Here is a 13,156-nt window from a genome sequence, read left to right on the forward strand (position 1 = left end):
TGGGAGGAGACCACAATCATCCGAAAGGGATCCCGTGAGCGATTTCGAATCCGTGCCTGTCAACGACGTTCCGGAAGACGCGGCAATTCTTGACGTCCGCGAAGACTACGAGTGGGTGGCCGGCCACGCCGAGGGCGCCCTACACATTCCGCTGGATCAGCTTCCCGCACGCCTGGACGAACTGGACCCGGACCAGGACCTTTACATCATTTGCCGGACCGGCGGGCGGTCCTTCCGCGCTGCCCAGTGGCTCACCGGCCAAGGCTACGCTGCCATCAATGTTGCGGGCGGAATGGACCAGTGGCTGGAGTCAGGCAAGCCGCTGGTGTCCGACAACGGGCTCAAGCCGCTGGTCCTTTAAGCCGCGACTTTTCCCGCATCCATCGCCATAGAGGAATATGCCATGCCTGCGTCAGCCGCTATCTACACGTTCCTTGGACCTGAGGGAACCTTCACCGAGGCGGCGCTGATGCAGGTGCCGGGAGCCGCCGAGGCCATCCGCATTCCGGCCTCCAACGTGAACGCTGCCCTGGACAGGGTCCGGGAGGGTTCTGCGCATGCCGCCATGGTCCCGATCGAGAACTCCGTCGAAGGCGGCGTCACTGCCACCTTGGACGCCATTGCCAGTGGTCCGGAACTCCGGATCACGCGGGAGGTCCTCGTGCCCATCAGCTTTGTATTGGTGGCTCGCCCGGGAGTAAGGCTCGCCGAAATTCGGCGCATTTCCACCCACGGCCACGCGTGGGCACAGTGCCGCCTGTGGGTAGAGGCGAACATTCCCGGTGCGGAATACGTCCCGGGCTCCTCCACGGCGGCCGCCGCCATGGGGCTGCTGGCGGACGATGCCCATTACGACGCCGCCATCTGTGCACCGATAGTCGCGCAGGAACAGCCCGGACTGGCCGTGGTGGCGGAGAACATCGGCGACAATCCAGGTGCCGTGACGCGGTTCATCATGGTGAGCCGGCCGGGCGCCTTGCCTGAGCGGACCGGAGCGGACAAGACCACCGTGGTGGTCCCCCTGCCGGAGGACCGGCCGGGGGCGCTGATGGAAATCCTTGATCAGTTTGCCACCCGCGGCGTAAACCTCAGCCGGATCGAATCCCGGCCCACCGGGCAGTATCTGGGCCATTACTTCTTCAGTATCGATGCCGACGGCCATGTCCAGGACGCCCGGGTCGCCGACGCACTCGCGGGGCTTCACCGCATCAGCCCGGCCACCCGTTTCCTGGGTTCCTACGGGCGGGCGGACGCGCACGAGGTCCTCGTGGCCCCGCACACCTCGGACGAGGCATTCCGTGCAGCGCATCAATGGGTGGGCGCGATTGCCCAGGCGCAGCCGGGCGGCCCTGAAACCGCTTCCGAGGCTTCGCCCACAGCGTAGATGGGGGTACTTCCGCGGGATTGTTACTGTGCGTATGCTTGCCTGATCCACTTGGGGGACGGCCCCTAACGAAGGGAGCGGGTCATGAGTACCAGCAGTACGGACAATGACGGCCAGGGCATGATCGTTAATCCCAAGCCAGCCGAAGACAACCAGGACTGGGACGGCGACGAAGCAGACCGGGCCGACCGCCTGCGCTTCGAAGAGGAACAGGCCATGATCCGCGAGCAGTCTGAGGCGCGTGCCGCAAAGGCCGCCGCAGAGGAAGCAGCCAAGAAAGCCACCGCTTGAGGCCGGCCTGGCTCAGGCCTGCTGACCCTTTACCCTGATCAGGAGTGACCGCGGCGCCACCTGGACCGTGACCTTCGTGGCCAAACCCGACGGATCGCCGTCGATCTGGGTCGGCATGGGGTCCGGGCACTTGATGACGATCTTCCCCGCCCGGTACATGGTCATGATGGGCAGGTTGCCCCGGTGTTTGAGGAGGATTTTCCCGTACATGGCCAGCCAGCCGATGGCACTGCGCGGGCTCATGACCACCACGTCGAGCATTCCGTCGTCGATCATGGCTTCGGGGATGAAATCGATGCCGCCCGGCACCAGCCCGCAGTTGGCGAAGAGGACGGTGCGGATGTTTCGGACTTGTTCCGGGCTTTCATCCAGGGAGACCGACACTTTCCGCCGGCGCCCAGGCAGGTGCCTCATGCCGGCCTCGGTGTAGGCGAGCCAGCCCACCGCTTTCTTGAGTCCGGCATTGGTGTCCGCCAGGATTTCCGCATCCATCCCGATTCCGGCGATCACCAGGAAGAGGTGTTTGGAGGAGTGGCCGGTGCGGGAGTTCTCGATGCCCATCCGTGCGGTGTCGATGTAGCGCTGCTGGCCAAACAGGGCCGTCTGGATATTCGCGCGGAGGTCGTTGACGTCCAGGTCAACGTTGCGCGCCAGCAGGTTCCCGGTTCCCAGCGGAATGATGCCCATGGCAATGTCCGTGTGCGCGAGCGACTCGGCCACCACCCGCACGGTTCCGTCGCCGCCGCCCACCAGGACGACGTCGGCCTTAAAATCGAGCGCCGCTTTGGCCTGGGAGTAGCCGGGGTCCTCCGCCGTCGTCTCCAAAAAGAGGGGATCGTCCCAGCCGGCTGTGAGGCAGGCGCGCTGGATGGCTGCTTTCGCCTCGGGGGCGCGTGCCTTGACGGGGTTGAGGATGACGGCCACCCGCTGGTGGGTGAGGCCGGCCTCGTGGGCCACTTCGTTGACAGCGCTGCGAACGTGCAGGGCCTTGAGCTTCCGCACACCCCACCAACTGGAGACAGCAAAGGCCAGCGCTGCCGCACTCAGGAGGTAGAGAAGCCAGTCGTTCATGGTGCTTCAACAGTAGCCCGGGCGCGGCGCCGCTATTTCCGCGTTCCGGGCGGCAGTCCTCCGTGCGCCGGATTAGATACTCTTGTCTGGTGATCGACGTAAAAGACCTCAGCGAAAACCCGGACAAGTTCCGTGCCAGCCAGCGCGCCCGCGGCGCCGACGAATCAGTGGTGGACGCGATCATCGCAGCAGACTCCGCCCGGCGGGCCGCCCTGATCCGGTATGAAAACCTCCGGGCCGAGCAGAACGTCTTCGGCAAGAAGGTGGCGCAGGCCAAGGGCGACGAGAAAAAAGCCCTTCTCGCCGAGGTGAAGGAACTGGCCAACACCGTCAAGGCAGCCTCCGCCGAGGCTGATGCTGTGCAGGCCAAGCAGGACGAACTGCTGCGTGCCATCCCGAACCTTATCGAGGACGGCGTCCCCGAGGGCGGCGAGGACGACTACGTTGTGGTCAAGACCGTTGGCACGCCCCGCGAATTTCCCGATTTCGAGCCCAAGGACCACCTGGAAATTGGTGAGCTGATCGGCGCGATCGACATGGAGCGCGGCGCGAAGGTGTCCGGCTCCCGCTTCTACTTCCTGCGCGGCGTGGGTGCGCGGCTGGAGATGGCGCTGCTGCAGATGGCCATGGATCAGGCCATCGAGGCCGGTTTCGTTCCCATGATCACACCCACCCTGGTGCGCCCCGAGACCATGCAGGGCACCGGTTTTGACGTAAAGCACGACGCCGAGATCTACCGTCTCGCCGAGGATGACCTTTACCTTGTGGGCACCTCCGAGGTGGCGCTGGCAGGCTACCACGCGGACGAAATCCTGGACCTCACGTCCGGTCCCATCCGGTTTGCCGGCCAGAGCTCCTGCTACCGGCGCGAAGCCGGCTCGCACGGCAAGGACACCCGCGGCATCATCCGCGTGCACCAGTTCAACAAAGTGGAGATGTTCATCTACACCACCGTTGAACAGGCCGCAGCTGAGCACGAACGCCTGCTCGCCTGGGAAGAGGAGATGCTGGCCAAGTGCGAGCTGCCGTACCGGGTCATCGACACCGCCGCAGGGGATCTCGGGATGTCCGCCGCCCGGAAGTTCGACTGCGAGGCCTGGGTTCCCACCCAGGGCGCCTACCGCGAGCTGACGTCCACCTCGAACTGCACCACGTTCCAGGCCCGCCGCCTGAATATCCGTGAGCGAGTCATCAATGACGAAGGCGTAGCCAAGGGCACCCGTGCCGTGGCCACCCTCAACGGCACCCTGGCCACCACCCGCTGGATCGTGGCCATCCTGGAGCACCACCAGAACGCCGACGGCTCGGTCAACGTCCCGGCCGCCCTGCAGAAGTACCTCGGCGGCCTGGAAGTCTTCCCGGTCCTCTAGGCCCGGTTTCCTCGCCAATCCCAGAATTCCCCGTCTTGTGGTCCAATCCCCGGCTAACGCCAAGGGGTTTAGTCCACGCGGCGGGGATTTCTGCGTGGGAGGCCGGCCGCTGCGAGCTTCTGCCCCAAGAGTTCCGGTTTCGTGACGGCTTTCCAGTCCCAACGGACAACCGTGTAGCCGAGTGCTCGAAGCCGGTCCTCCCGCTTCTTTTCGGCCAGCAGGGCTTCGCGAGCCGTGCGGCCACCCAGGAGGTCGTCGTCGAGATACTTGGCGTCGCCGTCGAACTCCCCGATTAGGCCGTACTCGGGCCAGAAGAAGTCCGTCCGCCCAATGAATCCGTCGAGGTCGTAGAAGGCGTGTTGGAGGACCGGAGCCGGGAGCCCCAAGACGTGGATAAGCGCACGGCTCCGGGACTCCCCGACACTTTCTGCAGCCTCGTCGGCGAGTGCCAGTATCGCCAGGACCCGGCGTCGCTTAGCAGCAGACGCCAAACGGCCTGACGCCGCCTCAAGCTCGTTCCGCGTGAGGCCTTCGCCTTCCTTGCGGCGGCTTCCGAGCACATCGTCAGCCACCGCGACCGCCTCGGGGAGCTCCATCCGGACGATGCAGTCAAGGACGGTCTGCACCAGGGAAGTGACACGGAACCCTCGGTCTTCCACAACGTCTGCTTGCCAGTGATGGCGGGAGATTCCGTATCCCTTTGCTGCTTCGAGCCCTGTGAAGCCTGTCTTCGGATCCCTTGCCGCGAGGGTGGTGGACGGAAGTCTTCCGGCCTTGTGCGGCGATGACGTGAGCATGTGGATGTGGTCGGGGACCCGCGGGCTCGGGAGGCGCCAGATCCGCAGTGCGGTCAGATAGCAGAAGTTAACCGATGGGTCGATGGCCGCCACCGCTGCCACCGTGGCGGAATAGCGTTCCCACGGCTTGAGGGCGAGCCACGCGGGCTTGTTGTAGTACGCGCCAGCCCTAACGCGGACCAGGTCACCCTTGTTGTAGGCCCGGCTTAGGCCACGGCTGCTGCCGGTAAGAGCGCGCCTATGGCGGGCGAGGATCAGGGCTGAGGGAGGGGAGTCCATGGTTCCATGCTTTGCTGACCGCGCTGGCGCCGCTAGCCGCGTCTGCCCGGATGTGGACAACTCCCGGCAATTCCCCGGCAACGGGCTTTTCCCCTTGGCGGGCGGAGGGGATCTGACCATCCGGCGGGGTCTTGCCGCGGGCAGCCAGGCCGGCCCGGCCGCGGGGGAGGTTAATACCCACACCGGGGATAACCTGTGAGTATTAACCGTGTGTTCACCGGGGCTGTGGCCTGCGTCCTAGCCGCTTTCCGGGGTCTCTGGTTCACTTGACGCATGACTATTTTGACTGAATCCACAGTCGCCGGCACCGATGACCGGCGGAACGCAACTGAAAACAGCATCAAGTTCATGGTCGCCCTGGACGTGGACGGCACCCTGGTGGACCACGACGGCCACATGTCCGCCCCGGTCCGCGACGCCGCCCAGGCCGTGGTGGCTGCCGGACACGACGTCCTGATCGCCACCGGCCGCTCCCTGAACGCCACCCTGCCCATCATCGAGCAGATCGGCATCGACACCGGCTACGCGGTCTGCTGCAACGGCGGTGTGACCCTCCGGCTGGATCCGGACCTGGCCGACGGCTACGAAATCATCCACAAGTCCACTTTCGATCCGGCCCCTGCCCTCCGCGCCCTCCGCGAACGCCTGCCCACCGCGAAGTACGCTCTGGAGGACGAGGATGGCAACTTTCTCGCCACCGAGCGCTTCCATGACGCCAGCTTCGGTGTTGAGGCGATAGGCGTGGACTTCCAGACGCTGCTGGAATCCACAGCAGTCCGCTTGGTGGTGTACAGCACAGAGAACACGCCGGAGGAGTTCTCCGAGACCATCCAGCAGATCGGCCTGGCCGGCGTGACCTACTCCGTCGGCTGGACAGCATGGCTGGACATCGCCGCGGCCGGCGTCACCAAGGCCAGCGCGCTGGAACGGCTCCGCGGCCAGTTGGGCACCGAGCCGAACAGGACCGTGGCCATTGGCGACGGCCGGAACGACATCGAAATGCTGGGCTGGGCCGGACGGGGTGTGGCCATGGGCCAGGCCCCGGAGGAAGTCATCGCCGCAGCGGATGAGGTCACCGCGTCAGTGTTCGACGACGGCGCCGCCCACGTGCTCCGCAGCCTCCTTTCATAAGGGCTGCCCGGGCCTTAGCCGGCCACAGCTACTTCTCGTCCGGTCCGAGGTCCGGCCCGGAGACAAGGCGAACATCGCGGGTGGTGCTGCCTTGGAGCTCCAGCACAGCCAGGACGTTGCTGCCCGGACGGACGAGCGGCCCCGGAACGTACAGTGTCCGCTGCGGTCCGCGGCTCCAGTAACGGCCAAGGTTGAAGCCATTCAGATAGGCGTTGCCCTTCGTCCAGCCGTCCAGTCGCAGGTAGCGGTCCTCGGGTCCGTCCGCTTCGAACGTCGCGAACGACAGGGACGGGCCTGCCACCCCGCCGGCTCCGGCCAGGTCCCGGGCAAGCGCCCCGAGCGGGCCGGCGTCGGCATCCAGGCTATCCAGGGACAGTGGTCGGATCCGCCAGTCGCGCAATTCCTCGCCGTCAAGCAGGGCGGGTCCGGTCAATCCCTTGGACTCGCCGATTCGTGGTCCGTAGTTGACGCGGCCCTGATCTTCCACGAGAACCTGCAGGAGCCCGCCCCGGGGGATCACGATGCTGCGCTCGCCGAGTTCGCGGCTGAGCGTGCCCAGCGGAAGTCCGTCGAGGAAGAACTGGGCCCGGTCGCGGATTTCGTCAAAGGCAAGGACGCCGCCGCGGCCAAGTGTCCGCTCATAAAGGCATAGACCTCGGTACTGGCCGGTGACCTCGGAACGCGGCACGGGCCCTGCGACGTCGCAGACAGAACCCAAGGCATCCACCGCGCTGAGCAACGGGACGCCAGAGCGCATGGTGACCACAGACTCCGGCCGGACCGGCCGTCCGGCCGGGACCTCGGCTGGAACGGGGAAATGCCTGGCGATGACGTCCCGGAACGCGAAGTACTTGGCTGTCGGGTGCCCGTCCTCGCTGAGCGGCGCGTCGTAGTCGTACGACGTGATGGTTGGTTCGTAAATGCCCTTGTGGTTGGCGCCGTTTGTAAAACCGAAGTTTGTGCCGCCGTGGAACATGTAGATATTCACTGACGCCCCGGTGGACAGCAGCGCATCGAGTTCGGCGGCGGATGCAGCGGCGTCGGTGGTGTGGTGGTGGGTGCCCCAGTTGTCGAACCAGCCGTTCCAAAACTCCGCGCACATCAGCGGCCCCTTCGGCTGCCGCTCGCGGATAAACGCCAGGCGTTCAAGGGAACGCGAACCGAAGGTTCCGGTTTTGTGCAGCTCCGGCAGCGATCCGTCCTCGATCATGGTGCTGAAAGGCTGGTCGCACGTGAACAGCGGCGTATCCACGCCGTGGCGTTTCACCAGATCCACGAGGTGCTGCAGGTACGCCTTGTCGCTGCCGTAGGCGCCGTACTCGTTTTCGATCTGCAGGAGGATGACCGGTCCGCCGTGCGTGACCTGCCGCTCCACCACGATGGGCAGCAGGGCATCGAAGTAGGAGCCGACGGCGGCGAGGTAGCCGGGTTCGCTGCTGCGGACACCCACGGTGGGGTCGCTGAACAGCCATGCCGGCAGCCCGCCGTTGTCCCATTCGGCGCAGATGTACGGTCCCGGCCGGACGATGGCCCGCATGCCTTCCGCCGCTACCAAGTCCAGGAAACGGGCCAGGTCCAGGCCGCCGTCGGTATTAAACACGCCAGGTGTCGGCGAGTGCTCGTTCCACGGCACATACGTCTCGATGGTGTTCAGTCCCATGAGCCGGGCTTTGTGGATCCGGTCTGCCCACAGGTCCGGTTGGACCCGGAAGTAATGGATGGCTCCGGAGAGGATCCGGAAGGGTTCGTCGTTCAGGAGGAAGTCCTGATCGCCGATTGTGAAGGTATCCAAAGCGGGTCCTAACAGGAAATTACGCCGGCCGGAGCACAGCATGGAATGCGTACGAAGCGTTGCTCCAGACCACGAAGAGCAGCGGAGCCGGTGCCAGGGCGACACCCAGGACTGGCTGAAGCAGCGCGGCCGAGACGATGATTCCCAGCAGGATCAGCATGGCCAGGCTCAGGAACCAGCGCTGCACCACCAGATAGATCGAGGCCTTGAGGGTGCTTTTCAAGCTGGCATCGGGCAGAAGTACGACGCCGGCAATCGCCGTGACGGCCAGGCTTACCGTCACGGCGGCCGCTACGATGATCAGCGGCACCAACGCTGCCGCTGCCGGCATAGCCTGGATAATAGCCAGGTCCACGCCCAGGAACAGCAGCATGGCCACTGCGCCCAAACCGAGCGGTGCGGCCCGCTTGAAACTGCGCTGGTATCCCCGAAGGAAAGCGGCAACCGGCTTGACCGTGCCGCCGTCGTCGTTCAATGCGCGGAAGGCTGCGAAGACGCCGGCGAGCGACGGCGCAACGGTGACCGAAAGCGCCAGGAAGAATGGCCACGCGGCCGCGGGGTCGGCCACCAGCGCGAGGCAGAGCACCAGTGGTGCGTTGGCCACGGCGAGCAGGACGTTCCCGGCCAGGAAGGTGTAAATGAACCCGAAGATGCTCCCGAAGGTTTCAAATCCTGGCCCCGCCCAACGACGACGCAGCGGCCCTGTTGTATGCTGGCGCACCGTGGTCATCCTTTCATTCCGCTCGTCGCGATGCCCTGGATGAAGTACCGCTGGCCGATCAGGAAGATGATCAGGATGGGGATTACCGAGATGACGGAACCGGTCATGATCATGGCGTACTCGGCGTCGAACTGTCCCACGAAGGAGCGCAGGCCAAGCTGGACCGTCCACAGCCGGTTGCTGGTTAGGTAAATGAACGGGCCCATGTAGTCGTTCCAGGTGTTCACGAACGTCAGCAGCGCCAGGCTGGCGAGGGCGGGCTTGGACAAGGGCAGGATCACGCGGGCCCAGATGCCATACTCGCTGAGGCCGTCGATACGGGCGGCTTCACAGAGTTCGTCGGGAATGGTCATGTAGTACTGGCGCATGAGGAACACACCGAACGCGCCGAACGCCTGCAGCAGGATGAGCGCGTTGAAGCTGTTGGTCAGCCCCAGCTGCTGCATCATGATGTACTGCGGCACCATGTAGGCCTGCCACGGCACGGCGATGGTGCCGATGTACGCCAGGAACAGCACGTCCCTGCCCGGAAAGCGGACCTTGGCGAAACCGTAGGCCGCGAGCGAGCCGGTCAGGACCTGCAGGCAGGTGATGATCACCGCGAGGTAGAGCGAGTTCTGCAGGTACCCCATCATCGGGATCCTGGTCCAGATGTCCGTGTAGTTGCTCCACAGGAACTCCGAGGGAATCCACTGGATGGGGACTGTGAGGACCTGGTTGTTCTCCTTCAGCGAGGAGGAGAGCATCCAGATGAACGGGACCAGGAGCGCCACCACCAGTACGGCAAGGACGCCGTAAACCACCACGTCCGTGGTGCGCTTGTTACGTTCGCGCCGGGAACTGCGGTGCGTACGACGGCGGTCTTCCGGACTATTTGCCCCGCCCCTCACCGGTACGCCTGGCAGATTAGGGGCCTTGAGGTCTTCCGCGAGGTTGGTCATCAGCGTTCCCTCCGCTGTTGGAGCTTGAATTGCAGGACGGTGACGGTGAGGACGATCAGGAACAGCACCAGGGAGATCGCCGAGGAGTAGCCGAACTTTCCTTCGCCGATGCCCTCCTGGTAGATGAGCTGGGACAGCACCGTGGTGGAGCGCCCGGGACCGCCGTTGGTCATGACCACAATTAGGTCAAAGACTTTGAAGCTGGACACGGTCAGCATCACCACCACAAAGAACGTGGTGGGCCGCAGCGATGGCAGGGTTACGTTCCAGAACCGTTGCCACGGGCTGGCGCCGTCCACCTCCGCCGCTTCGTAGAGTTCGGTCGGGATGGCCTGGAGCCCGGCTAGGTACAGGATCATGTAGTAGCCCATGTCGCGCCACACGCTGGTGATGATCACGGCAGGCATGGCCCAGTCGGAGCTGGAGGTCCAGCCGGGCGCCTCGGCGATGCCGATGGCGTGGAGCAGCTGGTTGATCGGTCCGCTGTCCGGGCTGAAGAGCATGTTCCAGACGACGGCGACAGCCACCAGCGAGGTGATGTAGGGGAAGAAAATGGCCACCCGGAAGAAGCCGATGCCCTTGAGTTTGCGGTTCAGGAGCAGGGCCAGGACCAGGGCCAGGGCCATGGTCAGCGGCACGTGCCCCAGGGCGTAGACCATCGTGTTGCGCAGGGCCACCCAGAAGGTGTCGCTCTGCACCATGCGCTGGAAGTTAGCCAGGCCTACCCAGCGCGGTGCGCTGAATGAGGTCCACTCCATAAAGGAGAGGGCGAAGGCGGCCAGCACCGGGATAAGGGTGAAGGCCAGGAAGCCCAGGAAGTTCGGCAGGATGAACGTCCAGCCGATCAGCGTGTTGCGCCGCGCCTGCTTCCGGTTGCCCCGGCTGTGGACAGCCGGGGCGGGGGTGCGTGTTTCCGGCGACAGTGTTTCCGTAGTCACTGGCCCAGGACTTCGCTCTTGACGCGTTTGCCCATCTCGGCGATGCCGTCGGCCACGGAGCGCTCGCCCACCATGATCAGGTCGTGTTCCTGGTTGAGGATCTTGTCCGTCGCAGCGGACTTGTCGCTCACGGGCATTTCCAGGGCAGTCTCGTCAGGGGTGAAGGCCTTCTTGGAAAGCTCATCCGTGGGCAGGCCGTCCAGCTTGAAGTATTCAGCCGTCACCGATTCGTTCTGCAGGGCCGGGACAACACCGATCTTGGAGATGGCCTTGGCGCCTTCTTCGCCGGCGGCCCATTCGATGAACTTCTTGGCGTCGTCGGAGTGGGCGGCGTTCTTGTTTACGGCGAAGGCTGTGGGCGACCCGAAGGTGGTGACCTTGCCGCCGGATGTCTTCTGCGGCATCGGAGCCAGGCCCCAGTTGACGTTGGTCTTGCCGTCCTTCTTGGCCTGCAGGATGCCGGCGATGTACCAGGTGCCCATCGGCATCATGGCAGCCTGGCCGGTTTCAAACATGGTGCGGTAGCTGGTCTTCTGGCTCTTCGCCGTGCCGAAGTCCAAGGTGGCCCCGCTCTTCTGGAGATCCAGCGCGGTGTTGTACTGGTCTTCGAAGAAACCGTAGTCGCCGCTGTTCTGGTCAGCGCCGTTCTGGGCGGCCGCCATCGCCTGGATTACTGAACGCCAGATGTGGTGGTAGGTTCCGTAGACTTTCTTGCCGTCCGCTTCGGTGGAGAGCTTCTTGGCGATCTCCGTGTACTTCTCCCAGGTCAGGTCCTTGGGGTCTTCGATGCCGGCAGCCTTGAACAGGTCCTTGTTGTAGTACAGGAGCCAGAAGTCTTGACGATACGGGGCCGCGTAGTACTTGCCGTCCATATCGAAGGCGTCGATGCCGGCCAGGTTGTCCTCGCCCACCTTGTCCACCACGCCGTTGATCTCCTGCAGCTGGCCGTTGTTGGCGTAGCGGGAGTAATCGATGACGTTTTTCATGGTGAGGACGTCGGTGGTGTCGCCGCCGGCCAGCATCGTGGTGACCTTCTGGGGATAGTCATCTGCCAGGATGTCCACGGGCTCGATGTCCACCGTGGGGTTGGCAGCTTCGTAGGCGTCGAAGAGTGCCTTGAATTCCGGGGTCCCTTCGTAGTTCCACACGGAAACGGTCAGGCGCGTCTTGCCGCCCTGGCTCTGGGGTTCCGCCGGTCCGGCGGCGCCGCCGCAACCGGTCAGGCCGAGTCCGGCCGTTACAGCCAGTGCGATCGCGGCGAGGGTTGTGCGCTTCATTGCGTTCTCCTTAGGTGAGGGTTAAGTCCGCCGCAGCTGCGGCGCGTGGTGTGGGTCAGGCGCTGAGGGAGAGGTCGTCGTGGACCACCTGGGCGAGGAGTTCCTGTCCGGTCAGGTACCGTTCCAGGTCGTCCAGGGCCGCGTCCGACATCCTCCGGGTTTCCGTTCCCAGGGAACCGGCGATGTGCGGGGTGATGATCACGTTGGGGAGGTCATATAGCACCGAGTCCGCGGGCAGCGGCTCGGGTTCGGTGACGTCCAGGAGCGCGTGGATCCTGCCGGTGGCGCACTCAACCTCAAGTGCTGTTGTATCCACCAGTGACCCGCGGGCCGTGTTGATCAAGGTTGCGTGGTCCTTCATGGCCCGGAGCTCCGCAGACCCGATCATGTGCCGCGTCTCGGGCAGTGCCGGCGCGTGGACCGTCACGATGTCCGACGCCGGCAGGAGCTCCTTGAGCGGAACGAGCCGTCCGCCTGCTGCTTGGACGGCAAACGGGTCTGCGTGCGGATCGCTCACCAGGCACGTCACGTCCTGCAGCTGTTGGACCAGCTGGACCACCCGGCGTCCGATCCGGGAAAAGCCGATCACGCCGATGACCCGGCCGATGTTGCCGAGTTCGCCGCGCCGGCTGGAGTAGCTCCAGTCGTCCCGGTGGATCCGGGCATCGTTAGCGAGGACGTGGGCCTTTTTCCCGGCCAGGACGATCGAGGCGAAGGTGAACTCGGCGACCGGGATGGCGTTGGCGTCCGCGCCGTTGGTGACCAGGATGCCCCGTTCCCACAGCTCGTCAGTAACGAAACTGCGCACGGTCCCGGCGCAATGGAAGATTGCACGCAGCTTGGGCATCCGGTCGAGCATCTCCGAAGCGAGCAGTGGAACCCCCCAGCTGGTGAGCAGAATCTCCACGTCCGCCAAACGGCCGGCGAGCTCGGGGGAATCCAGTGAATCGGTCCATGGCTGTTCGCCCAGGTCAACGAGTCCCGCGAGCCGTTGCAACCGCGTGGAATCAAACTGGTCCGCGTAGGTGCCGCTATTCATGACCAGCAGTGTTTTGGGTTTGGGCGACATATCAGGGTCCTCCTTTCAGGTGTTGTCAGTGCCGCCGGGGGGCCGGCCGCGATTGGCGTTTCATGTCTTGCGTCGTATCCGAAAATAAGTACATA

13 protein-coding genes are annotated in these 13,156 nt (G+C 64.6%); 5 read left to right on the forward strand and 8 right to left on the reverse strand.

Going from position 1 to position 13,156, the window contains the following annotated elements; all coding sequences use genetic code 11:
- The first annotated feature begins 34 nt into the window (after nt 1-34).
- The 3 genes from IAQ70_RS14880 to IAQ70_RS14890 all read left to right on the forward strand — a co-directional run bounded on the left by IAQ70_RS14880 (nt 35) and on the right by IAQ70_RS14890 (nt 1,675).
- Nucleotides 35-361, forward strand: coding sequence for a rhodanese-like domain-containing protein (locus IAQ70_RS14880; protein WP_190990095.1), 327 nt, complete (start codon nt 35-37; stop codon nt 359-361).
- Between the two features lie 42 nt (nt 362-403).
- Complete coding sequence (gene pheA, locus IAQ70_RS14885; protein ID WP_190990096.1) at nt 404-1,384, forward strand: prephenate dehydratase; 981 nt, start codon at nt 404-406, stop codon at nt 1,382-1,384.
- An 84-nt stretch (nt 1,385-1,468) separates the two neighbouring features.
- Nucleotides 1,469-1,675 carry a hypothetical protein gene (locus IAQ70_RS14890; protein ID WP_190990097.1) on the forward strand — a complete coding sequence of 69 codons (207 nt, stop codon included), beginning with the start codon at nt 1,469-1,471 and terminating at the stop codon, nt 1,673-1,675.
- 12 nt (nt 1,676-1,687) lie between these two features.
- Here IAQ70_RS14890 and IAQ70_RS14895 read toward each other — a convergent pair whose 3' ends face one another.
- A complete protein-coding gene (locus IAQ70_RS14895; protein WP_190990098.1) occupies nt 1,688-2,746 on the reverse strand; it encodes a diacylglycerol/lipid kinase family protein in 1,059 nt (352 codons plus the stop codon).
- An 89-nt stretch (nt 2,747-2,835) separates the two neighbouring features.
- Here IAQ70_RS14895 and serS point away from each other — a divergent pair, with 89 nt between their 5' ends.
- On the forward strand, nt 2,836-4,116 hold the full coding sequence (gene serS / locus IAQ70_RS14900) for a serine--tRNA ligase (RefSeq protein WP_190990099.1): 1,281 nt from the start codon (nt 2,836-2,838) through the stop codon (nt 4,114-4,116).
- A 68-nt stretch (nt 4,117-4,184) separates the two neighbouring features.
- Here the strand turns inward: serS and IAQ70_RS14905 are convergent, their stop codons facing one another.
- Nucleotides 4,185-5,192 carry a type IV toxin-antitoxin system AbiEi family antitoxin domain-containing protein gene (locus IAQ70_RS14905; RefSeq protein ID WP_190990100.1) on the reverse strand — a complete coding sequence of 336 codons (1,008 nt, stop codon included), beginning with the start codon at nt 5,190-5,192 and terminating at the stop codon, nt 4,185-4,187.
- A gap of 273 nt (nt 5,193-5,465) precedes the next feature.
- Between IAQ70_RS14905 and IAQ70_RS14910 the strand changes: the two genes are divergently transcribed.
- Nucleotides 5,466-6,323: an HAD family hydrolase gene (locus tag IAQ70_RS14910; RefSeq protein ID WP_190990101.1), complete on the forward strand. Its 858-nt coding sequence runs from the start codon at nt 5,466-5,468 to the stop codon at nt 6,321-6,323.
- Nucleotides 6,324-6,351: 28 nt separating this feature from the next.
- Here IAQ70_RS14910 and IAQ70_RS14915 read toward each other — a convergent pair whose 3' ends face one another.
- Genes IAQ70_RS14915 through IAQ70_RS14940 form a run of 6 tightly spaced genes read right to left on the reverse strand, consistent with a single transcriptional unit; the run spans nt 6,352 to nt 13,061 of the window.
- Nucleotides 6,352-8,115: a glycoside hydrolase family 35 protein gene (locus IAQ70_RS14915; RefSeq protein WP_190990102.1), complete on the reverse strand. Its 1,764-nt coding sequence runs from the start codon at nt 8,113-8,115 to the stop codon at nt 6,352-6,354.
- 19 nt (nt 8,116-8,134) lie between these two features.
- Nucleotides 8,135-8,845 carry a DUF624 domain-containing protein gene (locus IAQ70_RS14920; protein WP_190990103.1) on the reverse strand — a complete coding sequence of 237 codons (711 nt, stop codon included), beginning with the start codon at nt 8,843-8,845 and terminating at the stop codon, nt 8,135-8,137.
- The gene (locus IAQ70_RS14925) at nt 8,842-9,777 is read right to left on the reverse strand and encodes a carbohydrate ABC transporter permease (protein ID WP_190990104.1); all 936 of its coding nucleotides are present in this window, start codon (nt 9,775-9,777) and stop codon (nt 8,842-8,844) included. Before IAQ70_RS14925 ends, IAQ70_RS14920 begins: the two co-directional genes overlap by 4 nt.
- The gene (locus tag IAQ70_RS14930; protein WP_190990105.1) at nt 9,777-10,715 is read right to left on the reverse strand and encodes a carbohydrate ABC transporter permease; all 939 of its coding nucleotides are present in this window, start codon (nt 10,713-10,715) and stop codon (nt 9,777-9,779) included. The genes IAQ70_RS14925 and IAQ70_RS14930 overlap by 1 nt, the downstream gene beginning before the upstream one ends.
- Nucleotides 10,712-11,992 carry an ABC transporter substrate-binding protein gene (locus IAQ70_RS14935; protein ID WP_190990106.1) on the reverse strand — a complete coding sequence of 427 codons (1,281 nt, stop codon included), beginning with the start codon at nt 11,990-11,992 and terminating at the stop codon, nt 10,712-10,714. The genes IAQ70_RS14930 and IAQ70_RS14935 overlap by 4 nt, the downstream gene beginning before the upstream one ends.
- Nucleotides 11,993-12,047: 55 nt before the next feature.
- Nucleotides 12,048-13,061 (reverse strand): hydroxyacid dehydrogenase, encoded by a 1,014-nt coding sequence (locus IAQ70_RS14940; protein ID WP_190990107.1) that lies wholly within the window; start codon nt 13,059-13,061, stop codon nt 12,048-12,050.
- Between the last annotated feature and the right edge of the window lie 95 nt (nt 13,062-13,156).

The sequence above is a fragment of the Pseudarthrobacter sulfonivorans genome, from assembly GCF_014712225.1.
Classification (GTDB): Bacteria; Actinomycetota; Actinomycetes; order Actinomycetales; family Micrococcaceae; genus Arthrobacter; species Arthrobacter sulfonivorans.

What these genes read in the sequence shown, in the direction of transcription:
- IAQ70_RS14935 (WP_190990106.1), bottom strand. Translation starts at nt 11,992, where the DNA reads ATGAAGCGCACAACCCTCGCCGCGATCGCACTGGCTGTAACGGCCGGA.
- IAQ70_RS14910 (WP_190990101.1), top strand. Translation starts at nt 5,466, where the DNA reads ATGACTATTTTGACTGAATCCACAGTCGCCGGCACCGATGACCGGCGG.
- IAQ70_RS14890 (WP_190990097.1), top strand. Translation starts at nt 1,469, where the DNA reads ATGAGTACCAGCAGTACGGACAATGACGGCCAGGGCATGATCGTTAAT.
- pheA (WP_190990096.1), top strand. Translation starts at nt 404, where the DNA reads ATGCCTGCGTCAGCCGCTATCTACACGTTCCTTGGACCTGAGGGAACC.
- IAQ70_RS14920 (WP_190990103.1), bottom strand. Translation starts at nt 8,845, where the DNA reads ATGACCACGGTGCGCCAGCATACAACAGGGCCGCTGCGTCGTCGTTGG.
- IAQ70_RS14940 (WP_190990107.1), bottom strand. Translation starts at nt 13,061, where the DNA reads ATGTCGCCCAAACCCAAAACACTGCTGGTCATGAATAGCGGCACCTAC.
- IAQ70_RS14925 (WP_190990104.1), bottom strand. Translation starts at nt 9,777, where the DNA reads ATGACCAACCTCGCGGAAGACCTCAAGGCCCCTAATCTGCCAGGCGTA.
- IAQ70_RS14905 (WP_190990100.1), bottom strand. Translation starts at nt 5,192, where the DNA reads ATGGACTCCCCTCCCTCAGCCCTGATCCTCGCCCGCCATAGGCGCGCT.
- IAQ70_RS14895 (WP_190990098.1), bottom strand. Translation starts at nt 2,746, where the DNA reads ATGAACGACTGGCTTCTCTACCTCCTGAGTGCGGCAGCGCTGGCCTTT.